The sequence below is a fragment of the Polaromonas sp. DSP2-3-2b2 genome, assembly GCF_049895905.1.
Taxonomy (GTDB): Bacteria; Pseudomonadota; Gammaproteobacteria; order Burkholderiales; family Burkholderiaceae_C; genus Polaromonas.
Genome location: NZ_JAFCTH010000001.1, coordinates 20,050 through 44,187, shown reverse-complemented (window position 1 = coordinate 44,187; position 24,138 = coordinate 20,050). Strand labels below are relative to the sequence as shown.

Here is a 24,138-nt window from a genome sequence, read left to right as displayed (position 1 = left end):
ATTGCCATGCGGCGGCTGGATTTGAACCGCTGTTGCGGCCAATGCTGCGAATCGAGTCGCCATGCGGGCTTGACCAAATGAACTTTCAAGGGAAATGAATGCAATACTTGGCTCAATTAACTGTCTACCCGATAACGACCAGCGTTCAGCGATGAAGCTGACTTGCGCCGCATGGGTGGGCTGCGTTCTGGCCATCGCCTCAATGCCGTGCCTGGCGGCGTCCAGCTGGCTGACGCTTGTGGGCGACCCGACCAACCCGGTGGCGGATTACATCGAATTCGACCCTGCTTCGCTGGCGCGAGAAAACGGCCTTCCTGTGATTTCGATTCGGGTCAGCCGGGTGCTTCCAAGAACCAGCAAGGAGGGCATTGTGTTTCGGTCTTTTGAAAGTGCCGTAGCGGTGGATTGCAAGCAGGCAAGCGCTCGCTTCGTGCGTGCTTCGTTTTATGCGGAGCCCGACTTCAAAGGCCAGCCATTCAGGACCGTCACGTTTGGCCCGACGGATATTCGTCTCATGGCCTTCAGGGAAATTCAGGGCGCGCCCACGCAGCGGGTAGTGCGCGCTGCCTGCAAGCATTCCGCTGTCAAATCGCTGGAATGAAGCGTCGTCGGCCCAGCCGTTTGCGGGGCGCGTAGCCCCTGTCGGCGCAGGTCACAATTGGCGCCATGCGCAAACATCTTTCCGAAACCACGGGTCTGCAGCGCCTGCTTGTGGGCTTGCTGGCAGGGCTGGCCGGTGCAGCACTGCCCTTGCCGCTGGTCTGGCAGTTTCGCGGGCTGCTGGGCTGGAGCCTTGGCGTGGGGGTTTACCTGGCCTTGGCCTGGTGGCTGTGCGAACGCTTCGACGCCAGGCGGACCCGCGAGCGGGCGCAGGCGCAGGACGAACCCAGCGTGGTGCTGTTTTTGCTGATGCTGCTGGCGACACTGGCCTGCGTGGCGGCCATCGTGGTCATGATGCAGCAGGGCAAGGACCTGTCGGGCTTCGCGCGAACCCTGCACATTGCGGTGTCGGTGGTGGCGCTGATCGCCTCGTGGCTGTTCATCCAGACGATTTTTGCGTTTCGCTATGCCCACCGTTATTACCAGGAAGAAATGCTTAACGAGCCCGACGGGCCAGGCCTGAAATTTCCGGGCGGGCTGGACCCGGACTATTTCGATTTCCTGTACTACGCCCATGTGGTCGGCATGACCTCGCAGGTCTCCGACGTGCAGGTCACCTCGCGCGAGATGCGCCGGCTCACGCTGGTCCACAGCGTGCTGTCCTTTGGCTTCAACATGCTGGTGCTGGCGCTCAGCATCAATGTGGTGGCCGGCGCACTGCAATAGGCAATAGCGCCGGTCAGCGCGGCGGTGCGCGCCCGCGCCCGGGCTTGAGCAGGCCGGTGGACAGCGCGGTGCCGCCCACGATCACGCCGGCGCAGCCCACCATCCAGGGCGTGACCGACTCGCCCAGGAACAGCACGCCGTACAGCACCGCAAACACCGGCACCAGGAAGGTCACCGACAGCGCGCGCGGCGGTCCGGCGTTTTCAATCAGCCTGAAAAACAGGATGTAGGCGATCCCGGTGCAGACCACGCCGACGGCCAGCAGCGCCAGCCAGGCCGGGGCGCCCGGCATGCGCGCCGGCCACAGCCACAGCGCCGGCAGGACCAGGCCCAGCGTGGCGCCGATCTGGCTGCCGGCAGCCGTGACCAGCGGCGGCATGCCGGACAGGAAGCGCTTGGTGTAACTGGCCGAAATGCCATAGCAGATGCAGGCCAGCAGGCAGGCCAGCACTGCCCAGGCGGGCGCCACGCCCGAGGCGCCGGGTTTGAAACTGGCCTGGTCCCAGGCCAGCAGCGCGACGCCGGCAAAGCCGATGGCCAGGCCCGCGACGCGCCAGGCGGTCAGCTTGTCTTTGAGCCAGACCCAGGCAATCAGCGCGCCGAACATCGGCACCGTAGCATTCAAGATGGCCGACAGCCCGGTGCTGATGGACAGCAGCGCAAAAGCAAAGCAGGCAAACGGAATGCCTGAGTTGAGCAGGCCGATGAAAAAGATCCGCTTCCAGTTTTGCCGAAGCACCGGCAGCAGGCCGCGCAGCCACACCAGCGGCAGCAAAAACAGCGCCGCAATCGCCACCCGCACAGCGGCGGTCGGAAGTGCGCCGAACTCGACCGCGCCGATGCGCATGAACAGGAAAGACGAGCCCCAGATGGCGGCCAGCAGCAAGAAGTCGGTGACCCAGCTTTTCGGGCCGGCCGTTGCAAGACCAGCGGCGGCGAGCGCGCCCATCGCGGAAGGCCGGGCGCTCAAAACAGGCTCTCGGTCAGTGCGCATTCCAGCCTGAGCAGGGCGGTCTTGCGCGCCAGCCCGCCGGCGTAGCCGGTCAGCGCGCCGCTGCTGGCAGTCACCCGGTGGCAGGGAACGATGATGCTGACGGGGTTGCGCCCGATGGCGCCGCCCACGGCGCGCACCGCCGCCGGATGGCCGATGCGGCGGCTGATTTCGCCGTAGCTGGTGACTTCGCCGTGCGAAATGGCCAGCAGCGCCTGCCACACCGATTGCTGGAAAGCCGTGCCGCTGCTCAAGTCCAGCGGCAGGTCGAACCGGCAGCGCCGGCCGGCGAAATACTCGCCGAGTTGCTGGCTGGCCTGCTGTAGCACCGGATGATTCGCGTCTTCCGGCCAGGCTTTTGAATCCGTGAGTTCGGATGGCAAATAGCGCTGGTTTTCGGCAAACCAGAGCCCGGCCAGGCCCTTGTCGGTGGCCGCGATGGCGATGGAGCCCAGCGGGCTGGGAACGCGGGTTTGAACGATGGAGGAATCGAATTTCATGGTGATCTCCTGAAGTGTCGCTGGTTTGCCGGTGTCTCTGTGACCAGGGGATAAAATCGTTTTCTTAAGCATTTTATGGGCTTTGCGCAGGTGGGGCTTGCGCAAGCAGCTATTATTTGTATAGCAATTTAGCCTTTTCCCAGAAGCAGTGGCGTGACTGGCGCTGGGGGCAACAGGCCGCTCCAGGCGCGGATGACGGCATAACTGCGCCACGGTTTCCAGCCGGTTGATGCCAGTTCGGCCTGGCGGGCCGGATTTTTCAGCGCCTGCACGCCCAGCGCCTTGTGCAAGGCGACATCGCCCGCCGGAAACGCGTCGGGCCAGCGCAGCGCGCGCATGGCGATGTACTGCGCTGTCCAGTCGCCGATGCCGGGCAGTTCCTTGAGGAATGCGATGGTCGCGTTGACATCGGCGCTAGCGTTCAGCTGCAGGCGCTTGTCGGCGACGGCCTGGGCGATGCCGACGATGGCGGCCTGGCGTTGCCTGAAGATGCCGATCTGGCCGAGCGCGTCGCTGCTGGCGGCGGCCAGCACGGCGGCCGTCGGAAACAGCCGGGTCAATTGCGGCCACGGGGTTTCAATGGGCGCGCCGAAGCGGTCCACCATGCGCTGCGCCAGCGCGCGCGCCGCCGCGACCGTGACCTGCTGGCCGAGCACCGCCCGCACGGCCAGCTCGAAGCCGTCGAGCGCGCCGGGAACGCGCAGTCCGTCGCCCGCGGGAAAGCGCGCTTGCAGCACGCTGCTGATGGCGGCCGGGTCGGCGTCCAGGTCGAACATCGCGCGCACCCGGCGGATCACCAGCGGCAGTACGCTCAGCAGCGAGTCGCTGACCTGCAGCACCAGCTGGCAGCGCGCCTCGTCAAACCGGGCCAGCAGCCAGCCGGCTTGCATTTTGCCGTCGGATTCGATGCCAAACGTCATTCCGGCGCTGTGCTGGTCAGCAGTAGATGCCATGAATTCAATAGCATTGATACTTTGCCTGCCCAGGAATGCCAGCATCGCCGCCACGTCATAAGGCGGCCGGTAGCCGAGTCGCACGGTGATGCCGTCGCCCACGGGCCGCTCGCCCTGGCGGCGCAGCTGCGTCGGGTTCAGGTGGTAGTGCTGGGCAAACGCGGCGTTGAAGCGGCGCACGCTGGAAAAGCCGCTCGTCAAGGCGACCTGCGTGACCGGCATATCGGTGTCGGTCAGCAATTGCTTGGCTGTCAGCAGCCGGCGCGTTTGCAGATATTGCAGCGGCGTGACGCCGAACTGAGCCTCAAAAATGCGCCGCACATGGCGGTCGGAGACGCCCAGCCGCGCGGCCAGGCCTTTGATAGATGGCGGCCGCAGCGCCGGGCCGCCCCAAGCAAGGCCAGCCCCCTCGGGGGGCAGCGCAGTACGCGAAGCGACAAGCGTGGGGGCAAGCTCCGGCTCATCGAGCAGCCGGGCCGCCTGGTGCGCCAGGATGAACGACGCATCCTGGATCGACCAGGCCACCGAATGCGGCGCCATTTCGGGCCGGCAGCGCAGGCAGGGCCGAAAGCCCGCGCTTTCGGCCTGCGCTGCGTGGCGAAAGAATCGGCAGTTCTGGCGCAGCGGCGTCCTGACGCTGCAGACCGGCCGGCAGTAAACGCCGGTGGACGTCACGCCGGTGAAGAAGCAGCCGTCAAAACGGGCGTCCTTCGCCTCCAGTGCGCGGTAGCAATCGTCATCGGCCAGCAGGGCGGTTTTCGTCATCATGCGGCGATGATACGGTACGCACGGAACGGCAACTGGCCGTTTCCGGACCTGTCAAACCACGGTTTGGCCGCCCGCGCGATCCGTCATTCGCGCCGGTACAGCGCGCCAAACCGGGCCAGCTGCTCGGCATGCACGGGCTGCATCTGGTGCCAGCCAAAGCGCCATTCCCAGTGGCCTTCGCTCTGGCCTGGCTGGTTCATGCGGTGCTCGGCGCCCAGGCCCAGCACATCCTGCAGTGGGTGAATCGCCGTGTCGGCGACACTGGCGCTGGCGGCGCGGATCAGTTGCCAGTGGATGTCGTGGCCGTCGCCCGTTCCAAGATAGTCGAGCACATGCTGGCGCTGCGCGGGCGAGGCATCCAGCCACCAGCCTTGCGAGGTGTTGTTGTCATGGGTGCCGGTGTAGACCACGGTGTTGCTGTCATAGTTGTGCGGCTGGTAGGCGTTGGTGTTGTCGCTATCCTCGCCGAAGGCAAACTGCAGGATGCGCATGCCGGGCAGGCTGAATTCATGGCGCAATGCGTCCACGTCGGGCGTGATGACCCCGAGGTCTTCGGCAATGATGGGCAACGCGCCGAGCGCGGCTTCAATCGCCTGGAACAGCGCGGCGCCGGGGCCGGGCAGCCAGCGCCCCCGGATGGCATTGGGCTCGCTGGCGGGGATTTCCCAGTAGCCGGCAAAGCCCCGGAAATGGTCGATGCGAACGATGTCCACCAGCTCGAAGATGCGCCGCACGCGCTCGATCCACCACGCATAGCCTTCGGCTGCATGCGCGCTCCAGCGGTACAGCGGGTTGCCCCAGCGCTGGCCGGTGGCGCTGAAGAAATCGGGCGGCACGCCGGCGATGACGGTGGCGCGGCCGTCGGCGTCGAGTTCGAACAATTCCTGACGCGCCCAGACCTCGGCGCTCTGGAAGGCGATGAAGATGGGCGCGTCACCGATGATTTTCACGCCGTGCTCGTTGGCGTAAGCGCGCAGCTTTTTCCATTGCCGGTAAAAGCACCACTGGCCGAATTTCCAGAAGGCGATGCGTTCGGCATGCGCGCTGCTCGCTTGCTGCAAGGCTTGCGCGTCACGACTGGCCAGCGGCGCGGGCCAGTCGCTCCAGTCGCGCCCTGCGTGAATTTCGGCCAGCGTCATGAACAGGGCGTAATCCTCCAGCCAGACGGCGTGGTGCAGGCAGAAGTCGGCGAAGTCCACCTGGTCGGCGGCGCTGATGTTGTGCGCAAAGCGGGCGGCGGCCTGTTGCAGCCGGGCCATGCGCCAAGGCACGACAGCGCCAAAGTGAACGCGGGCATCGCTGAAGCCGGCGTCCGGCAGCAGGTCGGCTTCGTCCAGCCAGCCGCGTTGCTGCAGCTCGGTCAGGTCAATCAGCAGCAGGTTGCCGGCAAAGGCCGAACTGCTCATGTAGGGCGAGTTGCCGGGTCCGATGCCGCCCAGCGGCAGGATCTGCCAGAGTCGCTGCTTTGCCGTGACCAGCCAGTCCACGAAGTGGTAAGCAGCCGGGCCGAGGTCGCCGCTGCCGTGCAGGCCGGGGAGGGACGTCGGGTGCAGCAGCACGCCGCTGGCGCGGGGAAAGGTCATGGTGGGTGTCAATGGAAAAAATGGTTGGAGCGCATGGAGGGTGGCCCGTGGGCGAAACTTATAGTAACTACTAACGCTTCCGATTTGATCGCTGCGTCGATTGTTGATTGCCTTTGGCTTGGTGAGTTCTTCTGTGGTTTGGCGGGTGAGCGCCTGCCCGGCGGGCTACGGTATGCACACATCTACCCAATCCCCCGAGCCAGGGTCCAGCCGCGGTGGATTTGCGCCAGCGCCTGCAGGCCGCCCAGCATGGTGATGGGCCCGGGCTTGCGCTCGCTGGCGTAGCCCTTCCAGCCGCCCAGGCGTGCGACGATCCAGGCGGCCCACGCCAGGCTGGCCGGCGTATGCGGGTTCTTCTGCTTTTGCGTCTTGCCCTCCAGCGTGGGGTTGACGTCCCCGAGCAGCGCCTGCTCCTGCTCGTCAAAGCAGTCGCTGGCCGGGCGCGTGTTGTGGCCTTCGCGCGCCAGCGTCAGCTGCAGCGTGTGCACCGTCGCTGAGGCCGCCAGCACCACCAGCTTTTGCAGCCGCCCAGCCTGTTCGAGCTGGCTCGACTCCACATCGAGTCCTTGGCGCTTGAGCGTGCGAAACATTTGCTCGATGTGCCAGCGCTGGCGGTACCCATCAATGCACCGGCGTGCCTGTTCCTTGCTGGCAATCTCGTGCGTGGTCAGCAGCCGCCAGTGCACCGGTTTTTCTTGGCTGAGCACGCTCGATGGATCCTCACACACCTCTATGGCCCACAGCCCTATCGAGCCAGCGGCGCTGCGGTCCGCCCACTGCGGGCGCCGGATCTGCGTGCGTGCGAACCGCACCACCAGCTACGCCCGGTGGGCGCTGCGCCAGCTCTTGCCCTTGTCGTTGCAATGGCTCTGCGAGGCCGGCAAATCGACTTCATAACGGTCATGCTCGGGGGCAGGCTGCAGAGCCACTCGAAGAGCGTCTGCGCTGCGCTGCCGGGCGGCTTTTCAGGGCAGGCTAGAAAAGCGGTTGGAACAGGCGCGGATCAGCAGGTGTGTGCTGGCCTGGCCGGCGTTGCCGGTATCGGGCAGGCGGTCAAACATCTCGTAGATGTCCGCCTCGCGGTCGGCAATCACGGTGGCCATGCCTGCTCTGGCCGTGCGCTGCAGCCCACAGCGGGCCGCCTCGATCCAGCGCCCGCTCTCTTTGTCCTCTATGGGCAGCTTGCGATCGCCTGGCGCCTTCTTGCAGGTGCGCCAGCCCCAGGCAGGTGTAGTCCTGCGCGTCAATGGCCAGCACGGGATGCAAAAACAATCCCACATCCTTGCCGTTGCCGACCGCGCCCGGCGCTTGCACGCGCCCAGCATGCGCCTGGTAGTTGATATCGCTGGTGTCCTCGAGCAGCAGCACATGGCGCCCCGCTACGCGCTTTGAGATGCCCCCGCAGACGCCCTCGACGAGCGCCTTCACACTCACGCGCCCGTTGCGCAGCCAGCGCCCGAAGCGCACCTCGCCCGAGCGCTGCTGGCCGAGCTTGCGAACGCACACCGTCTGCAGCGCGACCATCGCCGCGTGCAGGCAGTTGGCGGTTTTTTTAGCCGCGCATCACCGAAATCCCACGCCAGTTCTTCGTGCTGCATCTGCGTTCTCCCTGGTGACAAAAACCGACATTCTGGGCAAACCCTAATTCCCGAGTCGGAGATGTGTGCATACGGTAGCCCGGCGGGAAGGCACTCACCCCTTAAACCCCAGAAGAAGCCACCCAAAGCCCCGGAACAAGGCCAGTACCCGCTCAAACGGGTTGAAGCCGCTTCAGCCCATGGCCAGGCGGTTGCCGCTGGCCGTTCCGCTGTAATGCGCGCCGTCCGGTCCGTACAGCGGCCTGCCGGATGACTTCAGGAAATTGATCGCTTGCCGGGTGAAATCAAGATGGGTGTGGATCATCACGCCGTTGGCATGGTTGCGCTCGTGCGCCTGGGCCGCGCATGCCTGCAAGTTGCTCCAGGCTTCCTGCTCCAGGGGACCGGCGGCGGTGGTGGCCGCCTCGGCGCCGCTGCGGTCCGCCCGGAAGCCCAGCGTCATCTGTTCATTTTCCCGGTGCCGGCGCAAGATGGCGATCCTGTCGGCCAGCTGCGACTTGCGCTCGGCCAGGTGCGGAAGGTCGATGAAACGGCCCTGCGTCATGGCGTCGGTTTCCCGGTTCAGCAGGTCAAGAAATTCGGCCACCGCGCCATGCTCAAGCGTCAGGCGTTGCAACAGTGAAGTGGTCATTAGGGGCTCTTTCCAAGAAGGTCGCGCACGCTGGAGATCAGGCCATCGGCAATTTTGGCGGTGTCGACCTGGTAGCGACCGGCACGGATGCTTTCGCGGATTTCAGCCACGCGCGCGGCATCGAAGTCGCCGGTGGTCGAGGGCAGCCGGGCCTGGCTGGCGGCAACCGGCGTCTGTACGGCGGAGGCGCCGGCTGCGGCGCTGCTTTTGCCGGGCGCCACGGCCGGAGCAGCGGCCCCGGCTTTTAAAAAGATGACGTTTTGATTGATTTTCATGATGTTTTCCTCAGGCACTTACCGGCATAACGGCAGTCTGCCCAGAAACTTGAGGCGGTCCGATGAAAAAATTCTTTGGCCAAACCTTTCAGTGCATCAGTTGCCGCGCTCGACGGTGCCATCGGCACCCAGCGTGCCGGTGAGCAGTTGCCCGCCCTGCATCCTGACCTGGACCAGCGCGCCGGCGGCGCCGGGGGTCATGGCCTTGCCTTCGGTGCTCACCACAAAGCCTTGGCCCCGTGACACCACCTTGACGGTCTGTCCCTGTTGCACCAGTGCAACGCCGCGCAGCTGTTCGCGCCGCACCGGCGCGCCCGCGGCGATGCGGTTGAGCGCGACCCGGCCCACCAGCTGGCTTGCATCGACCACGACGCTAGCGGGCAGGGTCGCCATGTCGGCTTCCCGAACGACCGTGTCCGCAAGGGCCAAGGCTTGACCGGCTTCAATCTGCCGTGCCGCCGCCTGGTAAGTGCCAATGATCGCAATGCGTGCCTGGACATAGCGCGTCCAGCGCGGGCTTGCATTGCAGCGCACCCCGACCGAAACACGCCCGCGCAGCTGCGCGCCACCGGGCAGGAAGGCTTCGAGCGCATCGCACGGCGGCAGGCTGCTTGATAGCGGCGCGTCGATGCTGATCTGCACCTTGCCTGGCAGCCCCGCCGTCTGGCTGACCAGGAACTGCTCGATCACCGGGCGCGCGTAGCCCGACAGCGGCAGCGGCGCGGCGCCGTGTGCATCAAGGGCCAGCACGGCCAGCGCCAGCAGCACGGCCATGACGCCAGCAAACGGCCTCTGCAGCGGCTGGCGGATCGGCTTGTTCATGAATTCCTTTTCAACATCAACGACTTTGGCGGCATCAGGCGCCGCCACGCATGCACCGGCGCAGCAAACGGGCAAGGTTTATTTTAAAAAATCGCGGGTTTTTCAACGGCTTGAACTGCTTCGAAAACCCGACCCTGTTCACCCGATTGAAGGCGTGCTGCAGCTTTGGTCGTATCGCTCCCGGACAGCGCCGGACAGTGCCGGGTAAGGCAGGGAAAGGTGAACTGGACCTCGAAAACCCATCTGTTCAGCTGATTGCATTCAGGAGTGCTTTCTTACAATTATTTTCAATCCAGGTGTCTGGACGGCCAGGCAAATCACTTGATGGATGGGGAAAAAATGATCGACAAGCTCGATTCAGCGCTGCGCTTTCACCAGGAGGCTCTCAACCTGCGCGCGCGGCGGCAGGAAGTTTTGTCGGCCAACATTGCCCATGCCGACACACCCAACTACAAGGCGCGCGACTTTGAATTCAGTAGTGCCTTGTCGCAGGCGGTCGAGCGTGGCCGGCAGTCCACGTCAAGCTCGATGGCGACCACGTCGCCCCGCCATATCGCCGGCGAGTCGCTGGGCGGCGGCGATGCCGACCTACTCTACCGCATGCCGACCCAGTCCAGCATCGACGGCAACACGGTCGAGATGGATGCCGAGCGCGTCAGCTTTGCCGACAACGCCATGCGCTATGAAGCCAACATGACGGTGCTGACCTCCAAGATCAAGTCGCTGCTGTCAGCGGTTCAGTCCTAGATAAGCGAAGCCCCGCATGCCGTATTCCAACAGCTCCATCGGTATTTTCCAGATTGCCGGGTCGGCCATGGCCGCGCAATCCCAGCGCATGAACACCACCGCCAGCAACCTGGCCAATGCCGACAGCGTATCCGGCCCGGACGGCAAGCCCTACCGCGCGCGGCAGGTGGTCTTCGAGATGGCCCCTAGCAACGGCCAGGGCATTGGCGGCGTGCGCGTGGCCCGCGTGGTCGAGGACTCGTCGCCGCTGCGCATGCAGCATGACCCGAAAAATCCGCTGGCCAATGCCGACGGCTATGTCGCCATGCCCAATGTCAATGTGGTTGAGGAGATGGTCAACATGATTTCGGCGTCGCGCTCCTACCAGGCCAATGTCGAAGTGCTCAACACCGCCAAAACCATGATGCTCAAGACACTGACCATCGGCCAGTAAGCGTCCCCATCGGCTATCGACATCCCCAATTTCAGTACGCAGGAAAAAAACCGCCATGTCCCTTGATTCCATCAATGCAGCCAAGAGCGCCAGCCCGGTGCTGGGCGCCCCTGCCGCGTCCGCCGTGTCCGCCGGATCGGGCAGCGACAGCGAGCAGCGCTTTCTCAAGCTGCTGGTCACGCAGCTGAACAACCAGGACCCGCTCAACCCGCTGGACAACGCCCAGCTGACCTCGCAGCTGGCGCAGATGAGCACGGTCAGCGGCATTGAAAAACTCAACAGCGCCTTTGCCGCCATGCTGGCGCAAACCGGTGCCAGCCAGGTATTGCAATCGGCCTCGATGATCGGCCGCACCGTGCTGGTGCCCGGCGCCGAGCTGGCGCTGAAAAAAGGCGCAGAAACACCGTTCGCGGTTGATATGGCGCAGGGAGCCGACTCGGTCAAGGTCAGCATCACCAATGCCGCCGGCGCCACCGTTCGCAGTTTCGACCTGGGTGCGCTGCCGCAAGGCCTCAAGACCCTGTCCTGGGACGGCCTGGACGATGCGGGGGTTGCGCTGGCCGATGGCGCCTACAGCGTCAATGTGGTGGCCGCCACCGGCGACGCCAAGGTCGAGGCCGGCACTCTGACGTATGCAGGCGTTGCCAGCGTGTCGCAAGGCCCCGCCGGCGTTGCCCTGGAACTGGCGTCTGGCGCCAAGGCGACGCTCGCCGATGTGCGCCTGATTCTCTGAGCCGTCCGGCAGGGCAAGTCTTTATCCCGCAAGCAATTTAAAACAAGGAATTACCATGGGTTTCGCACAAGGTGTCAGCGGGCTGAATGCCTCGGCCAGCAATCTCGATGTCATCGGCAACAACATTGCCAATTCGGGAACCATCGGCTTCAAATCCGGCAGCGTGCAGTTTTCGGATGTGTATGCGGGTTCCCGCGTCGGTCTGGGCACCCAGGTGGCCGGCGTGGCGCAAAATTTCACTTCGGGTGCGGTGCAAACCAGCTCGCGGGCGCTGGATGTGGCCATTACCAATGGTGATGGGCTGTTTCGCTTGGCCAGCCCGGGCGGCGAAATTGCCTATTCACGCAATGGACAGTTCAACATGGACAAGGACGGCTACATCGTTAATTCGGCCGGTTTGCGGCTGACGGGTTTTGCGGTTGGGGCCAACGGCGCCGTTGCGGGAGGCAGTCCTACCGCCTTGCAATTGCCGACAGCGTCCATGCCGCCGAATTCAACCCGGAACATCGCCGCCCAGTTCAATCTCGATTCGCGCAGCGTGACGCCGACGGCGACTCCGTTCGACGCCGCCAATTCGAATACCTACAACTATGCCAATGCGGTCACGGTCTTTGACTCGCTGGGAATTTCGCATGAACTGTCGACGTTCTTCGTGAAGAGTGCGCCGAATGAATGGAAGGTTTACGCGACTGCAGACGGCAAGCCGCTTACGTCGGCAGGGGCAATTGACACTGCCACTCCCCCAGTTGCCAGCGCGCTTGCAACAGGCACGCTCGGTTTCAATAACACAGGTATCCTTAATGGTCCAGCACCTGCTTCTCCACCGAGCACCCTTGCAAGCGGCAAAATAAATATTGCCGGCCTTGATTTCAGCAATGGTTCGGCCCCCATGGGTTTCGATATCAACGTGACCGGCACTTCGCAGTTCGGCAATGTCAACGATGTCAAAAAGCTGACCCAGGACGGCTACACGTCGGGCGCGCTGACCTCGTATGCCATCAACCAGGACGGCACCGTCACTGGAAAATACTCCAACGAACAGGCCAAGGCCCTGGGGCAGATTGTCCTTTCGTCATTTGTCAATCCCAATGGCTTGCAGTCCAAGGGCGACAACGTCTGGGCGGAAACCGCCGCATCGGGCCAGCCCCTGACCGGAGCCCCGGGCGCTGGCACCAAGCTGGGCGCGCTGACTTCAGGCGCACTGGAAGCGTCCAACGTCGACCTGACCTCCGAACTGGTCAACCTGATCATTGCCCAGCGCACCTACCAGGCCAACGCCCAGACGGTGAAGACGCAGGACCAGGTTCTCCAGACGCTGGTCAACCTGCGCTGATAGCACAAGGAAAGCACCATGGACCGGATGATCTACGTGGGCATGAGCGGTGCCAAGCAGGCCATGGAGCAGCAGGCATCCGTCGCCAACAACATGGCGAATGTCTCGACGCCCGGCTTTCGCGCCCAGATCAACAATTTTCGCGCCGTGCCGGTGGTCGGCCAGGAAGCGGCCACGCGCGCCATGGTGGTGGCGTCAACGCCAGGCGCCGACATGCGCAGCGGCCCGATGACGCAAACCGGCCGCGCGCTGGATGTGGCCGTGCGCGGCGATGGCTGGCTGACGGTGCAGATGCCTGACGGCAGCGAAGCCTATACGCGCGTCGGCAACCTCCAGGTCGGCGCCGAGGGTCAGCTGATGACCATGGATGCGCGGCCGGTTTCCGGCGGAACGGGACCGCTGGTGGTGCCGCCCGGCGTGGCCTTGATGATCACCAGCGACGGCATGGTGAGCGCGCTGGGACTCGGCGGTCCGGCCACCGGTGCGGCCGAAGTAGGGCGCCTGAAACTGGTCAACCCGCCTGCCGGCGACATGGTGCGTGGCGACGACGGGCTTTTTCGCATGCAGCCTGGCGCGGCGCCAGCCGAAGCCGACCCGGCCGTGCGCCTGCTGACGGGAACGCTCGAAGGCAGCAACGTCAACCCGGTCGAGGTCATGGTGGACATGATCGCCAACGCCCGGCGCTTTGACATGCAGATGAAAACGCTGCAGACCGCCGAGAGCAACGACCAGCAGGCCAACAAGCTGCTGTCCAACAGCTAGGGCTGCCGTCATGCTGACCCCTGTAAAAGCCATGTCCGCTTCCCCGGCTTTCCTCCTTTCCCCGCTGGGGGAAGGTCGGGATGGGGGCTTCCCCGAATCGGACTGTGGCCCGACCACTCCTCGCAGCCAGCATGCAAATGCTTGCTTCCGGCAATGCCACCGGCTGGTGTTTGGTCTCCGCTGGCCCCCATCCCAGCCTTCCCCCAGCGGGGGAAGGGGCCGGACGGATTCATCAAACCCATCCTACCAAGCCCTTCCGACCCACAGGATTTCCCCATGATTCGCTCCCTTTCAATTGCCAAGACCGGCCTGGATGCCCAGCAGACCCAGCTCGACGTCGTGGCCAACAACCTGGCCAACGTGGGCACCACCGGCTTCAAGCGCAGCCGCGCCGTGTTCGAGGACCTGATGTACCAGAACCTGCGCCAGAGCGGCGGCCAGACGTCGGACCAGACGCGCATGCCTTCGGGCCTGCAGCTGGGCACCGGCGTGCGTGTGGTCGCCACCGAGCGCATCCACACCCAGGGCAATTCGACCAAAACCGATAACCAGAAGGACATGATGATCAACGGCGACGGGTTTTTCCAGGTCCTGATGCCCGACGGCACGGCCGCCTACACCCGCGACGGTTCCTTCCAGACCGACCAGAACGGCCAGCTCGTGACCGCCAGCGGCTACCCGGTGCAGCCGGCCATCACGCTGCCGCCCGGCGCCACCAGCATGACGGTAGGCCGCGATGGCACGGTGTCGGTGGTTCAGGCCGGCAGCGCCGCCAGCGTGCAGATCGGCCAGATCCAGCTGGCGACCTTCCTGAACGCCACCGGCCTGCAAAGCAGCGGCGAAAACCTGTATGTCGAAACCGATGCGTCGGGCGGCGCCAACCAGACCGCGCCCGGGCAGAACGGCGCGGGCACGCTTGCCCAGGGCTATGTCGAATCGTCCAACGTCAATGTGGTCGAGGAACTCGTCAACATGATCCAGACGCAGCGCGCCTATGAGATCAACAGCAAGGCCGTCAAGACATCCGACGAGATGCTGGCCCGCCTGTCGCAGCTGTAAAGCCCGTCATGCTAAACATTCACCGTTTCATCGGCTGCGTGCTGGGGGCCACTGGCTTGCTGCTCGGCGGCTGCGCGCAGCTCCCGCGCGAGCCGCTGGTGCAGCAGCCCATGAGCGCCCGCGCCGACCTCCAGGTGCGCCCCGCCGGTCCGGCGAACGGGTCGATCTACCGCACCGGCTTTGGCACCCAGGCCCTGTTTGAAGACCGGCGGCCACGCCACATCGGCGACATTTTGACCATCGTGGTGAGCGAAAACATCAACGCCAGCAAGAACTCGGGCGCCGAAGCCAGCCGCACCGGCAGCGCCAGCACCGTGCTGAGCGTCGTTCCCACGCTGATCAGGGGCCTGATCGGTAGCGACCTGGATGCCGGTGCCAGCGGCAAAAGCGCCATGAGCGCCAAGGGCGGCGCCAACTCCAAGAATACCTTCAACGGCGTGATCACGGTCACGGTGGTGGAAGTGCTGCTCAACGGCAACCTGCTGGTCAGCGGGGAAAAGCAGATGCTGATCAACCAGGGCACCGAGTTCATCCGATTCTCGGGCGTGGTCAATCCGCGCACCGTCAGCGCCAACAACACCGTGCCCTCGACCCTGGTGGCCGACGCGCGCATCGAATACAGCGCCAAGGGCTACATCGACGAGGCGCAGACCATGGGCTGGCTGCAGCGCGCCTTCCTCAACGTGCTGCCATTCTGACCATGCAAAATTTACCAATTCCAACCGCAAAACCTGGCCACAAGCTGCACGCAACCTTCAGGCTGGGCATGAAGCTGTGCCTGCTGGCCTGCCTGCTCATCAGCCAGTCCGGCCGGGCGGAGCGGCTCAAGGACCTTGCCAGCATCCAGGGCGTGCGCGACAACCCGCTGATCGGCTACGGCCTGATGGTCGGCCTCGACGGCAGCGGCGACCAGACCATGCAGACGCCGTTCACCACGCAGAGCCTGAACAACATGCTCGGGCAGCTCGGCATCACCGTTCCGGCGGGCACCAACATGCAGCTGAAAAACGTCGCGGCCGTGATGGTCACGGCCACGCTGCCGCCGTTTGCGCGGCCGGGCCAGAACATTGACATCACCGTTTCCTCGCTGGGCAATGCCAAGAGCCTGCGCGGCGGCACGCTGCTCATGACGCCGCTCAAGGGCGCCGACGGCCAGGTCTATGCGCTGGCGCAAGGCAACATGGTGGTGGGCGGTGCGGGCGCCTCGGCCAACGGCAGCAAGGTGCAGATCAACCAGCTCAGTTCCGGCCGGATTCCGGCGGGCGCCATTGTCGAGCGCGGCGTCGATTCCCCGCTCGGCGGCGACGGCACCTTGATGCTGGAACTCAACACCAGCGATTTCGGCACCGCGCAGATGGCCACGGACGCCATCAACCGCGCGTTTGGCCCCGGCACCGCCACGGCGCTGGATGCCCGGGTGATCCAGGTCACGGCGCCGGCCCGGCCCGAGGAACGCGTGGGTTTCATGGCGCGCATGCAGAACATCGACGTTTCCCCGGCGCAGGCGGTGGCCAAGGTGGTCATCAACGCCCGCACCGGCTCGGTGGTAATGAGTCAGAACGTCAGGCTCAATGACTGCGCCGTGGCGCACGGCAATTTGTCGGTGGTGATCAACACCGAGCCGGTCATCAGCCAGCCCAACCCCCTGTCGGGCGGCGCCACCGTGGTGGCGCAGAAGTCGCAGATCGAGATCAGCGTGGCGGGCAGTGCGCTGCAGGTGGTGCGCGGCGGCGCGTCGCTGGCCGACGTGATCAAGGGGCTGAACACCCTGGGCGCGAACCCGCAGGACCTGGTGTCGATCCTGCAGGCCATGAAGGCCGCCGGCGCCTTGCGCGCCGAGCTGGAAATTATCTAAGGAACGTTGATGAACAGCGCTGGCATTTCCAATCTGAGCCCTTCCGGCGCTGCCGCCAGTGGCGTGCTTGACCAGCGGCTGTCGCTCGATGTCCAGGGCGTTGACGCCCTGCGGCGGACCGTTCGCACGTCGCCGCAGGAGGGCATGAAGCAGGCTTCCAAGCAGTTTGAGGTGATGTTCCTGCAGATGATGCTCAAGAGCATGCGCGACGCCACGCCGTCGGACGGCATGTTCAGCAGTTCGCAGGAAAAAACCTACACCTCGATGCTCGACCAGCAGCTGTCGCAAAACCTCTCCGGCCGGGGCCTGGGGCTGGCCGAGGCCATGTTCACCCAGCTGAGCCGCACCATGGGCGGCGATTCGCCTGCGACCGCTGCCAGCGGCCAGATGCCGGGCGTCATTTCCTTGGGCATGCCGCTTGTGCCAGCAGCGGTCACGCCCGCACTGACCCGCGCGCCAGACCTGTCGTTCTATGAAAAGGCGACCGCCCAGGCCACGATGAGCCGCAGCGTCCTGCCGCAGGCGCATGTCGAGCAATTTGTTTCCCGCATGCTTCCTGCCGCCCAGCGGGCCAGCCAGGCCAGCGGCGTGCCGGCGCAGCTGATCATGGCGCAGGCGGCGCTGGAGTCGGGCTGGGGCAAGCGCGAGATTCGTGCCGAAGACGGAAAAACCAGCTTCAACGTGTTTGGCATCAAGGCCGACAAGAGCTGGAAAGGCCCGGTGGTGGAGGCAACGACCACCGAATATGTCAACGGCGCGGCGCAGAAAACCCAGGCCAGGTTCCGCGCCTACGGATCCTATGAGGAATCGTTTGCCGACTATGCCCGCTTTTTGACCAGCAACCCGCGCTATGCCAACGTGCTGGCAACGCCCAACGCTGCCGAAGCGGCGCACGGCCTGCAGCGCGCCGGCTATGCCACCGACCCGAACTACGGTGGAAAACTGGTCCGCATCATGGAGCAGATGACCTAGCGCATATTCGTGGTAACTTGCCAACCAACTTCCATCATCAAATATGCTTTTTGCGCTTGTGCAGAGTGTGCGAGCAGCTATGAAATATATAGTGAAAATAGCTTGGTTTCCTGCGCGCCGTGAGGCAAGGTCAGGATGATTTTGTACTGGTTCGAGACAGGCCAATCCGTGTTTTTTTTTGTGAATTCTCAGAAATTCAGTCCATTCAGTCCATTCAGTCCATTCAGTCAATCAACCTTTAAAACTTTATGAACATCAGGAATCTGAGTATTAGCATCCGCCTGGCGCTGGCCTTTGGCGCTGTGCTGCTGCTCTTGGGCATTATTTCCGGACTCGGCATCTGGCGCCTTCAGGAAGTGGGGCAGGCTGCGGATGCGATGGCCAAACGCACGTTGGTCAAGGAGCGCATTGCCGCCGAATGGCTGGTAGCCACCAGCACCAACAGCATCCGGGCCTTGGCGCTGGTCAAGAGCGACGATGCCGCAGACGAGGAGTATTTCCAGAAGGGCATGGCCCAGACCAGCCTGGGCATTACCGAAAATTCAAAAAAACTCTTCGACCTGCTGGACACGGCAGAAGAAAAAGCCCTGTTTGAAGACGGCGTGGCCAAACGCTTAACGTATGTCGGCGTGCGCAGCAGCGTCATGAAACTGAAGGCCCAAGGCCAGAATGCGCTGGCGACACAGCTGACCGAAGAAAAAATGCTGCCGGCATTGAGTGCCTACGATGCCAGCATCAAAAACATGCTGCTTCACCAAAAGGCCACGATTGACCAGACGGTCACGTCCATTGACGCGATGTACCGCTCGGGCCAGATCAGCATGCTGGTGCTTACGGTGCTGGCCCTGGGGCTGGGCGTCCTTCTGTCCTGGCGGCTGACCAGCGGTATTACACGTCCTTTGGGCCAGGCGCTCCGGGTAGCCCAAACTGTCGCCGGCGGCGACCTGACCAGCCAGATCGAGGTGTCCACCAAAGACGAGACCGGCCAGCTGATGCAGGCGCTCAAAGACATGAACACCAGCCTGGTGGCCATTGTCGGCCAGGTTCGCCAAGGCACTGACACCATTGCCACCGCGTCCAGCCAGATTGCCGCCGGCAACCAGGACTTGTCGTCCCGCACCGAGCAGCAGGCCTCGTCGCTGGAAGAAACCGCCGCGTCGATGGAAGAATTGACTTCCACCGTCAAACAAAACGCCGACAACGCACGCCAAGCCAACCAGCTGGCCGTCTCGGCCTCCAGCGTGGCCGTCAAAGGCGGCGCGGTGGTCTCGCAGGTGGTGCAGACCATGAATGCGATCAACACCTCGTCGAAAAAGATCGTCGACATCATCGGCGTGATCGACGGCATTGCCTTTCAGACCAACATCCTGGCCTTGAACGCCGCAGTCGAAGCCGCAAGGGCCGGCGAGCAGGGCCGGGGCTTTGCGGTGGTGGCTGCTGAAGTCAGAAGCCTGGCCCAGCGCAGCGCGGCGGCGGCCAAAGAGATCAAGACGCTGATCGGCGACTCGGTTGATAAGGTCGGCGAGGGCAGCCGCCAGGTGGCCGAGGCGGGCCAGACGATGGACGAGATCGTGGGCAGCGTCAAACGCGTGACGGACATCATGGCCGAGATCGAGGCGGCGAGCCGCGAGCAGACGCAGGGGATCGAGCAGATCAACCAGGCGATCACGCAGATGGACCAGGTGACGCAGCAAAACGCCGCATTGGTGGAGGAAGCAGCAGCGGCAGCGGCATCGCTGCAGGAACAGGCCAGCGGGCTGAGCCAGGTGGTCAGCGTATTCCAGCTGGGGCAAGCCGCGCATCACGACCGGCCTGCGACCCGGCCCCCTTCAGCCCGGCGCGCAAGCGCTGGCCACCCGACAGCCGTTGCCTTCAAGCAAGCACCGGCCGCCAGAGAAGCCCTTGCGGTTTCCAAAGCCAGTCAGTCATCGGCCAGCCAGGCCAGCCAGGCTGCGCCATCACGGCGTCTGGCTGTGGCGGCTGGAAACGCTGGGCAATGGGAAGAGTTTTAGGCAAGGGCCGGTTTGATTTCTTTGGTCACGCCGGCTTGTTATTGCTACCTTAAATCGCGAAAGATCAGCCATGCGCATCAATTCTCCCGTCACGAACAACGAATACCCTCTTGCCGAGGACAGTACGCTGGTAACACGTACCGACCTCAAAGGACGCATCACCTACCTGAACCCGTCATTTCTCAAGGTCAGCGGCTTTGACCTGGACGAGGTGATGGGAAAGGCGCACAACGTCATCCGTCATCCCGACATGCCCGTTCAGGCCTTTGCCGACATGTGGGATACGCTGGCGAGCAACCTGCCGTGGACCGGGCTGGTCAAGAACCGGCGCAAGAATGGCGATTTTTACTGGGTCCAGGCCAACGTCACGCCAATTCGCCGCCAGGGCGTCACCCAGGGCTACATGTCGGTCAGAAGCAAGCCCACGTCCGCCCAGGTTGCCGAGGCGGAAGGCATTTATGCCAGCTTCAGGGACGGCACATCGGCTGGGCTGAAAATCTGGCACGGTGAAGTGATCAAGCCGGTATGGCAGGCGCCGATGGCAAGCCTGCGCCGAATCCCGATCGCGCAACGCGTCATGGGCAGCACGGCGTTTGCCGCCGTGCTCACGCTCGGCCTGGGCCTGATGGGATGGCGCGAAATGACGCAGCATGCCTTGCCAGCGGGAACGACCGCCTGGATTCCCACTGTTTTTATCGGAGGCGTTCTTGCCTCTTCGCTGGCATGGCTGGGCTTTGGCTATTTCCTGGTCAGCACCCTGCTTCGCCCGCTGGACGCCGCTGCCAAGGTGGCGCAGGCCATCGCGGGCGGCGATCTTGCCAAGTTCGAAATCCATGCCAAGGATGAAGCCAAGCCCTTGCTGCAGGCGCTGAACCAGATGAACGCCAACTTGCTGGCCGTTGTCGCCGACATAAGCGCCAGCGTCGAAAGCGTGGCCAGCGTCTCCAGCCAGATTGCCGCCGGCAACCAGGATTTGTCCAGCCGCACCGAGCAGCAGGCGTCCTCGCTCGAAGAGACCGCCGCCTCGATGGAGGAGCTGACCAGCACCGTCAAGCAAAACGCCGACAACGCGCGCCAGGCCAACCAGCTGGCCGTTTCGGCTTCAAGCGTGGCTGTCAAGGGCGGCGCGGTGGTCTCGCAAGTCGTGCAGACCATGGAGGCGATCAACACCTCGTCGAAAAAGATTGTCGACATCATCGGCGTGATCGACGGCATTGCCTTTCAAACCAACATCCTGGCGCTCAATGCAGCCGTCGAGGCGGCACGGGCTGGCGAGCAGGGCCGGGGCTTTGCCGTGGTCGCCGCCGAAGTCAGAAGCCTGGCCCAGCGCAGCGCGGCGGCGGCCAAAGAGATCAAGACCCTGATTGGCGACTCGGTGGACAAGGTCGAAGAAGGCAGCGCGCAGGTAAAAGAGGCAGGCAAGACAATGAACGAGATTGTCGACAGCGTCAAACGCGTGACCGACATCATGGCCGAGATCACAGCGGCCAGCCAGGAGCAGACCCAGGGCATAGAGCAGATCAACCAAGCGATCACGCAGATGGACCAGGTGACGCAGCAAAACGCGGCATTGGTCGAGGAAGCGGCGGCGGCGGCGCAGTCGCTGCAGGAACAGGCCGGCGGGCTGAGCCAGGTGGTCAGCGTGTTCCAGTTGGGGAGGGCGGCGAGTCAGGAGCGCCAACCCACCCCCATCTCTGGCGTCAGGCGAACACCGTTGCCGGCGCTGTCCGCCGCCCACGCCTTTCATTCTCCGCAAGGCAGCTGATATCCCCGATTGAAGGGGCCAGTGGATGGGTAAAAAAAGCCGATTTATCCTCAAGAATTTTCAAATCCGGCCGATAAATATGCTGGGATTTCCGACTGCCGACTTTCTTCAAACCTGCGATGGCCGGCGCGTGACCGGGCATCTCCCACCTTATTGTTAACAGAGGAGTGCGCATGCACACGAAAACAGGCAGTTCAATGACGTCTTCCGTTCCCAAGGCACTGGAATTTCTATCCTTCACGCTGGGTCAGGAAGAATATGGCATTGACATCCAGAAGGTGCAGGAACTGCGCGGCTACGACACCGTGACCCGCATCGCCAATGCACCCGAACACATCAAGGGCGTGGTCAATCTGCGCGGCATCATCGTGCCGATCATCGACATGCGCATCAAGTTCAACCTGGGAACGCCGACCTATGACCAGTTCACGGTCGTGATCATTCTCAACATTGGCGGCCGTGTCATGGGCATGGTCGTGGACAGCGTGTCCGATGTGATCACGCTCAAGCCCGAACAAATCAGGCCGGCGCCGTCGATGGGGTCGGTGCTGGACACCGAATACCTGATGGGCCTGGGCACGCTGGACGAACGCATGCTGATTTTGATCGACCTGGACCGGCTCATGTCCAGCGATGAGATGGGTTTGATTGAAAAAACGCTTGTCTGAGGGCGCAGCGCAGAAGCAGGCCGCACCGCAAAAACCCACTGAAAGCATGAACATGATGAACGCCCAGGCAAGCCGCAAGATTCTCAACCCGCAGAGGGCGTCTTTGCTCTCGCTGGACCGCATCAGCGCGGTTGTGTTTTCAACTGGAGCCCGTCATGCGTGAGGGCCACGCACCGCTTCATTTTGTGTCGATGGCGCGGACCATGACGCTCAAGGCCAGCGCCGCCATTTTTTTAGGCATGACCCTTGTGCTTGTCTTTTTTTACGTCATGGTGTCATCGCAACAACAGCGTAGCGCTTCGCAATACGCCAATGCCAAGGCAGAAAGCATTTCCCAGTCGCTGGATGTGTTCAACCAGACCATGAATCTGACGGCAGAAAACGCCTTCAGCATCTTTCGTCGCCAGTTCGGGGCGGTGCTTGCGCTTGAGGATGAAAGCAAGGGATCTTTGTCGAACTACGGAACCTTGATCAACGACAACACCACGGAAGTTGACAGTTTTACCAGCATCTTTCCGGGTGGCAATGCCGCCGTGTTCGTGGTGCAGGGCGAAGACTTCCGGCGGATTGCGACCTCGGTGAAAAAGGAAAATGGCGAGCGTGCGGTGGGAACCCTGCTTGACCGCAAAAGTGCCGCCTATGAAGCGCTGCGCAACGGGAAAAAGTTTGTCGGGCGGGTGGTGCTGTTCGGTCAACCTTTCATCACCGTTTACATGCCGGTGCGCGACGCGGCTGACAAGGTGGTTGCCGTTTTGTATATCGGTCTGAACATATCCGGTCAGGAAGCCTCCATGGCGGCTGCGGTAAACAAGTCCCAAGTCTTCGACAGTGGTGGTCTTTACGTCATCAATCCCGGCCGTGTGCCTGCCGAGGCGAGCCTGGTGTTTCATCCGAAGGCAGCAGGCAAGAAACTGGCTGAAATTGTGCCAGTCGATGCTGCCGACTGGCTCACGCGTTTGCAGGGTGACGACAGGCGCTGGCTTGACAAGGCGCCCGCAGTTCTTGATCCCCTGCGAGCCGGAAAGCATTTTGCTTCTGTCGCCAAAAGCGAAGCAACGGGCTGGCTGGTGGTGGCCGAAGTTCCCGCTGACGAGGCGCTGGCTGACCTGTACCGGCAGATGGCGTGGCTCAGCGGCGTGCTGGCATTGGTCATGGTGGTGATGGCCATCGCACTGAGCGTCACGATTCGCCGGGCGGTACGACCCTTGCAGCGCATCAGCCTGAACCTGGAAGCCATCGGCCAGGGTGACCTGTCCCAGCCCTTGCTGCTGCCGGATCGCAAGGACGAGATCGGCGTGATCAGCCGGTCCGTGGAGTTCATGCGCAACAGCCTGGTGGGCATTGTCGGCAATGTCCGCCAAGGCACCGACACGATAGCCACCGCGTCCAGCCAGATTGCCGCCGGCAACCAGGACTTGTCGTCCCGCACCGAGCAGCAGGCCTCGTCGCTGGAAGAAACCGCCGCGTCGATGGAAGAGCTGACTTCCACCGTCAAACAAAACGCCGACAACGCACGCCAGGCCAACCAGCTGGCTGTCTCGGCTTCAAGCGTGGCCGTCAAGGGCGGCGCGGTGGTCTCGCAGGTGGTGCAAACGATGAATGCGATCAACACCTCGTCGAAAAAGATCGTCGACATCATTGGCGTGATTGACGGCATCGCCTTTCAGACCAACATCCTGGCCTTGAACGCCGCAGTCGAAGCAGCCCGCGCAGGTGAGCAGGGACGTGGCTTTGCCGTGGTGGCGGCCGAAGTCAGAAGCCTGGCCCAGCGCAGCGCGGCGGCGGCCAAAGAGATCAAGACGCTGATCGGCGACTCGGTTGATAAGGTCGGCGAGGGCAGCCGCCAGGTGGCCGAGGCGGGCCAGACGATGGACGAGATCGTGGGCAGCGTCAAACGCGTGACGGACATCATGGCCGAGATCGAGGCGGCGAGCCGCGAGCAGACGCAGGGGATCGAGCAGATCAACCAGGCGATCACGCAGATGGACCAAGTGACGCAGCAAAACGCGGCGCTGGTGGAGGAAGCAGCGGCGGCAGCCGCGTCGCTGCAAGAGCAGGCCCAAGGGCTGAGCCAGGTGGTCGGCGTGTTCCGGCTGGGCAGCGAGCATCAGGTCGTCCAGCGTGGCGCGACCCTTCGGCAATCGCCAGACAATCCCCAACTTACCGAGCTCAGGCAGCCGCCGGCAGTGGCCAAGCGCGGCATTGCTGCACCACGGCCCGTGTCGCAGCAAAAGCCACTTCAGCGTTCGGCGGTGGTCGCCGCTTCAGGGACAGACGACTGGGAAGAGTTCTGAGAAATGGTGGTCATCCCTGCTGGCCAGCGCTTCATCGGTCTGTGTCTGTCCAAAAAAC

General features: G+C 63.5%; 27 protein-coding genes. 17 read left to right on the top strand and 10 right to left on the bottom strand.

Going from position 1 to position 24,138, the window contains the following annotated elements:
* The first annotated feature begins 151 nt into the window (after window positions 1–151).
* Both ACP7AD_RS00235 and ACP7AD_RS00230 read left to right on the top strand, forming a co-directional pair.
* Complete coding sequence (locus tag ACP7AD_RS00235; RefSeq protein ID WP_426144981.1) at window positions 152–601, top strand: surface-adhesin E family protein; 450 nt, start codon at window positions 152–154, stop codon at window positions 599–601.
* Window positions 602–666: 65 nt separating this feature from the next.
* A complete protein-coding gene (locus ACP7AD_RS00230) occupies window positions 667–1,326 on the top strand; it encodes a DUF1345 domain-containing protein (RefSeq protein WP_426144979.1) in 660 nt (219 codons plus the stop codon).
* Between the two features lie 13 nt (window positions 1,327–1,339).
* Here ACP7AD_RS00230 and ACP7AD_RS00225 read toward each other — a convergent pair whose 3' ends face one another.
* The 10 genes from ACP7AD_RS00225 to flgA form a co-directional block, all read right to left on the bottom strand.
* A complete protein-coding gene (locus tag ACP7AD_RS00225; RefSeq protein ID WP_426145251.1) occupies window positions 1,340–2,275 on the bottom strand; it encodes a DMT family transporter in 936 nt (311 codons plus the stop codon).
* Between the two features lie 17 nt (window positions 2,276–2,292).
* Window positions 2,293–2,817, bottom strand: a complete 525-nt coding sequence (locus tag ACP7AD_RS00220) for a methylated-DNA--[protein]-cysteine S-methyltransferase (protein ID WP_426144977.1) — start codon at window positions 2,815–2,817, stop codon at window positions 2,293–2,295.
* 128 nt (window positions 2,818–2,945) lie between these two features.
* Window positions 2,946–4,538 (bottom strand): DNA-3-methyladenine glycosylase 2 family protein, encoded by a 1,593-nt coding sequence (locus ACP7AD_RS00215; protein ID WP_426144976.1) that lies wholly within the window; start codon window positions 4,536–4,538, stop codon window positions 2,946–2,948.
* A gap of 83 nt (window positions 4,539–4,621) precedes the next feature.
* Window positions 4,622–6,121: a 4-alpha-glucanotransferase gene (gene malQ, locus ACP7AD_RS00210; protein WP_426144975.1), complete on the bottom strand. Its 1,500-nt coding sequence runs from the start codon at window positions 6,119–6,121 to the stop codon at window positions 4,622–4,624.
* A 182-nt stretch (window positions 6,122–6,303) separates the two neighbouring features.
* Complete coding sequence (locus tag ACP7AD_RS00205; protein ID WP_426165926.1) at window positions 6,304–6,933, bottom strand: transposase; 630 nt, start codon at window positions 6,931–6,933, stop codon at window positions 6,304–6,306.
* Window positions 6,934–7,086: 153 nt separating this feature from the next.
* On the bottom strand, window positions 7,087–7,224 hold the full coding sequence (locus ACP7AD_RS00200) for a hypothetical protein (protein WP_426144970.1): 138 nt from the start codon (window positions 7,222–7,224) through the stop codon (window positions 7,087–7,089).
* Window positions 7,175–7,645, bottom strand: coding sequence for a hypothetical protein (locus ACP7AD_RS00195; protein ID WP_426144968.1), 471 nt, complete (start codon window positions 7,643–7,645; stop codon window positions 7,175–7,177). The genes ACP7AD_RS00200 and ACP7AD_RS00195 overlap by 50 nt, the downstream gene beginning before the upstream one ends.
* Window positions 7,646–7,891: 246 nt before the next feature.
* Window positions 7,892–8,350, bottom strand: coding sequence for a flagella synthesis protein FlgN (locus ACP7AD_RS00190; protein WP_426144966.1), 459 nt, complete (start codon window positions 8,348–8,350; stop codon window positions 7,892–7,894).
* Window positions 8,350–8,625 carry a flagellar biosynthesis anti-sigma factor FlgM gene (flgM, locus tag ACP7AD_RS00185; RefSeq protein WP_426144964.1) on the bottom strand — a complete coding sequence of 92 codons (276 nt, stop codon included), beginning with the start codon at window positions 8,623–8,625 and terminating at the stop codon, window positions 8,350–8,352. The genes ACP7AD_RS00190 and flgM overlap by 1 nt, the downstream gene beginning before the upstream one ends.
* A 96-nt stretch (window positions 8,626–8,721) precedes the next feature.
* Window positions 8,722–9,447 (bottom strand): flagellar basal body P-ring formation chaperone FlgA, encoded by a 726-nt coding sequence (gene flgA, locus ACP7AD_RS00180; protein WP_426144962.1) that lies wholly within the window; start codon window positions 9,445–9,447, stop codon window positions 8,722–8,724.
* On the opposite strand from flgA, the gene ACP7AD_RS00175 reads away from it, so the two are divergent.
* The 15 genes from ACP7AD_RS00175 (at window position 9,440) to ACP7AD_RS00105 (ending at window position 24,080) form a co-directional block, all read left to right on the top strand.
* The gene (locus tag ACP7AD_RS00175) at window positions 9,440–9,655 is read left to right on the top strand and encodes a hypothetical protein (RefSeq protein ID WP_426165923.1); all 216 of its coding nucleotides are present in this window, start codon (window positions 9,440–9,442) and stop codon (window positions 9,653–9,655) included. The two genes, flgA and ACP7AD_RS00175, sit on opposite strands and share 8 nt — an antisense overlap.
* Before the next feature lie 131 nt (window positions 9,656–9,786).
* Window positions 9,787–10,194 carry a flagellar basal body rod protein FlgB gene (flgB, locus tag ACP7AD_RS00170; RefSeq protein ID WP_426145248.1) on the top strand — a complete coding sequence of 136 codons (408 nt, stop codon included), beginning with the start codon at window positions 9,787–9,789 and terminating at the stop codon, window positions 10,192–10,194.
* Window positions 10,195–10,210: 16 nt separating this feature from the next.
* The gene (gene flgC / locus ACP7AD_RS00165) at window positions 10,211–10,627 is read left to right on the top strand and encodes a flagellar basal body rod protein FlgC (RefSeq protein ID WP_426144958.1); all 417 of its coding nucleotides are present in this window, start codon (window positions 10,211–10,213) and stop codon (window positions 10,625–10,627) included.
* Between the two features lie 55 nt (window positions 10,628–10,682).
* Window positions 10,683–11,360, top strand: a complete 678-nt coding sequence (locus tag ACP7AD_RS00160; protein ID WP_426144957.1) for a flagellar hook assembly protein FlgD — start codon at window positions 10,683–10,685, stop codon at window positions 11,358–11,360.
* A gap of 55 nt (window positions 11,361–11,415) precedes the next feature.
* Window positions 11,416–12,693 carry a flagellar hook protein FlgE gene (gene flgE, locus ACP7AD_RS00155; protein ID WP_426144956.1) on the top strand — a complete coding sequence of 426 codons (1,278 nt, stop codon included), beginning with the start codon at window positions 11,416–11,418 and terminating at the stop codon, window positions 12,691–12,693.
* A gap of 18 nt (window positions 12,694–12,711) precedes the next feature.
* The gene (locus ACP7AD_RS00150; protein ID WP_426144955.1) at window positions 12,712–13,455 is read left to right on the top strand and encodes a flagellar basal body rod protein FlgF; all 744 of its coding nucleotides are present in this window, start codon (window positions 12,712–12,714) and stop codon (window positions 13,453–13,455) included.
* Window positions 13,456–13,731: 276 nt separating this feature from the next.
* Complete coding sequence (gene flgG / locus ACP7AD_RS00145) at window positions 13,732–14,514, top strand: flagellar basal-body rod protein FlgG (RefSeq protein ID WP_426144954.1); 783 nt, start codon at window positions 13,732–13,734, stop codon at window positions 14,512–14,514.
* 8 nt (window positions 14,515–14,522) lie between these two features.
* Window positions 14,523–15,212 carry a flagellar basal body L-ring protein FlgH gene (locus ACP7AD_RS00140; RefSeq protein WP_426144952.1) on the top strand — a complete coding sequence of 230 codons (690 nt, stop codon included), beginning with the start codon at window positions 14,523–14,525 and terminating at the stop codon, window positions 15,210–15,212.
* Between the two features lie 2 nt (window positions 15,213–15,214).
* Window positions 15,215–16,369, top strand: a complete 1,155-nt coding sequence (locus tag ACP7AD_RS00135; protein ID WP_426144950.1) for a flagellar basal body P-ring protein FlgI — start codon at window positions 15,215–15,217, stop codon at window positions 16,367–16,369.
* 9 nt (window positions 16,370–16,378) lie between these two features.
* Complete coding sequence (flgJ, locus tag ACP7AD_RS00130) at window positions 16,379–17,341, top strand: flagellar assembly peptidoglycan hydrolase FlgJ (protein WP_426144949.1); 963 nt, start codon at window positions 16,379–16,381, stop codon at window positions 17,339–17,341.
* Window positions 17,342–17,589: 248 nt separating this feature from the next.
* On the top strand, window positions 17,590–19,353 hold the full coding sequence (locus tag ACP7AD_RS00125; protein ID WP_426144947.1) for a methyl-accepting chemotaxis protein: 1,764 nt from the start codon (window positions 17,590–17,592) through the stop codon (window positions 19,351–19,353).
* A gap of 70 nt (window positions 19,354–19,423) precedes the next feature.
* A complete protein-coding gene (locus tag ACP7AD_RS00120) occupies window positions 19,424–21,118 on the top strand; it encodes a methyl-accepting chemotaxis protein (protein ID WP_426144945.1) in 1,695 nt (564 codons plus the stop codon).
* 197 nt (window positions 21,119–21,315) lie between these two features.
* Window positions 21,316–21,786: a chemotaxis protein CheW gene (locus ACP7AD_RS00115; protein WP_426144944.1), complete on the top strand. Its 471-nt coding sequence runs from the start codon at window positions 21,316–21,318 to the stop codon at window positions 21,784–21,786.
* Window positions 21,767–21,949 carry a hypothetical protein gene (locus tag ACP7AD_RS00110; RefSeq protein WP_426144943.1) on the top strand — a complete coding sequence of 61 codons (183 nt, stop codon included), beginning with the start codon at window positions 21,767–21,769 and terminating at the stop codon, window positions 21,947–21,949. Before ACP7AD_RS00115 ends, ACP7AD_RS00110 begins: the two co-directional genes overlap by 20 nt.
* Window positions 21,942–24,080 carry a methyl-accepting chemotaxis protein gene (locus ACP7AD_RS00105; protein WP_426144941.1) on the top strand — a complete coding sequence of 713 codons (2,139 nt, stop codon included), beginning with the start codon at window positions 21,942–21,944 and terminating at the stop codon, window positions 24,078–24,080. Before ACP7AD_RS00110 ends, ACP7AD_RS00105 begins: the two co-directional genes overlap by 8 nt.
* Window positions 24,081–24,138: the final 58 nt, after the last annotated feature.

What these genes read in the sequence shown, in the direction of transcription:
- ACP7AD_RS00235 (WP_426144981.1), top strand. Translation starts at nt 152, where the DNA reads ATGAAGCTGACTTGCGCCGCATGGGTGGGCTGCGTTCTGGCCATCGCC.
- ACP7AD_RS00230 (WP_426144979.1), top strand. Translation starts at nt 667, where the DNA reads ATGCGCAAACATCTTTCCGAAACCACGGGTCTGCAGCGCCTGCTTGTG.
- ACP7AD_RS00225 (WP_426145251.1), bottom strand. Translation starts at nt 2,275, where the DNA reads ATGGGCGCGCTCGCCGCCGCTGGTCTTGCAACGGCCGGCCCGAAAAGC.
- ACP7AD_RS00220 (WP_426144977.1), bottom strand. Translation starts at nt 2,817, where the DNA reads ATGAAATTCGATTCCTCCATCGTTCAAACCCGCGTTCCCAGCCCGCTG.
- ACP7AD_RS00215 (WP_426144976.1), bottom strand. Translation starts at nt 4,538, where the DNA reads ATGATGACGAAAACCGCCCTGCTGGCCGATGACGATTGCTACCGCGCA.
- malQ (WP_426144975.1), bottom strand. Translation starts at nt 6,121, where the DNA reads ATGACCTTTCCCCGCGCCAGCGGCGTGCTGCTGCACCCGACGTCCCTC.
- ACP7AD_RS00200 (WP_426144970.1), bottom strand. Translation starts at nt 7,224, where the DNA reads ATGGCCACCGTGATTGCCGACCGCGAGGCGGACATCTACGAGATGTTT.
- ACP7AD_RS00195 (WP_426144968.1), bottom strand. Translation starts at nt 7,645, where the DNA reads ATGGTCGCGCTGCAGACGGTGTGCGTTCGCAAGCTCGGCCAGCAGCGC.
- ACP7AD_RS00190 (WP_426144966.1), bottom strand. Translation starts at nt 8,350, where the DNA reads ATGACCACTTCACTGTTGCAACGCCTGACGCTTGAGCATGGCGCGGTG.
- flgM (WP_426144964.1), bottom strand. Translation starts at nt 8,625, where the DNA reads ATGAAAATCAATCAAAACGTCATCTTTTTAAAAGCCGGGGCCGCTGCT.
- flgA (WP_426144962.1), bottom strand. Translation starts at nt 9,447, where the DNA reads ATGAACAAGCCGATCCGCCAGCCGCTGCAGAGGCCGTTTGCTGGCGTC.
- flgB (WP_426145248.1), top strand. Translation starts at nt 9,787, where the DNA reads ATGATCGACAAGCTCGATTCAGCGCTGCGCTTTCACCAGGAGGCTCTC.
- flgC (WP_426144958.1), top strand. Translation starts at nt 10,211, where the DNA reads ATGCCGTATTCCAACAGCTCCATCGGTATTTTCCAGATTGCCGGGTCG.
- ACP7AD_RS00160 (WP_426144957.1), top strand. Translation starts at nt 10,683, where the DNA reads ATGTCCCTTGATTCCATCAATGCAGCCAAGAGCGCCAGCCCGGTGCTG.
- flgE (WP_426144956.1), top strand. Translation starts at nt 11,416, where the DNA reads ATGGGTTTCGCACAAGGTGTCAGCGGGCTGAATGCCTCGGCCAGCAAT.
- ACP7AD_RS00150 (WP_426144955.1), top strand. Translation starts at nt 12,712, where the DNA reads ATGGACCGGATGATCTACGTGGGCATGAGCGGTGCCAAGCAGGCCATG.
- flgG (WP_426144954.1), top strand. Translation starts at nt 13,732, where the DNA reads ATGATTCGCTCCCTTTCAATTGCCAAGACCGGCCTGGATGCCCAGCAG.
- ACP7AD_RS00140 (WP_426144952.1), top strand. Translation starts at nt 14,523, where the DNA reads ATGCTAAACATTCACCGTTTCATCGGCTGCGTGCTGGGGGCCACTGGC.
- ACP7AD_RS00135 (WP_426144950.1), top strand. Translation starts at nt 15,215, where the DNA reads ATGCAAAATTTACCAATTCCAACCGCAAAACCTGGCCACAAGCTGCAC.
- flgJ (WP_426144949.1), top strand. Translation starts at nt 16,379, where the DNA reads ATGAACAGCGCTGGCATTTCCAATCTGAGCCCTTCCGGCGCTGCCGCC.
- ACP7AD_RS00125 (WP_426144947.1), top strand. Translation starts at nt 17,590, where the DNA reads ATGAACATCAGGAATCTGAGTATTAGCATCCGCCTGGCGCTGGCCTTT.
- ACP7AD_RS00120 (WP_426144945.1), top strand. Translation starts at nt 19,424, where the DNA reads ATGCGCATCAATTCTCCCGTCACGAACAACGAATACCCTCTTGCCGAG.
- ACP7AD_RS00115 (WP_426144944.1), top strand. Translation starts at nt 21,316, where the DNA reads ATGACGTCTTCCGTTCCCAAGGCACTGGAATTTCTATCCTTCACGCTG.
- ACP7AD_RS00105 (WP_426144941.1), top strand. Translation starts at nt 21,942, where the DNA reads ATGCGTGAGGGCCACGCACCGCTTCATTTTGTGTCGATGGCGCGGACC.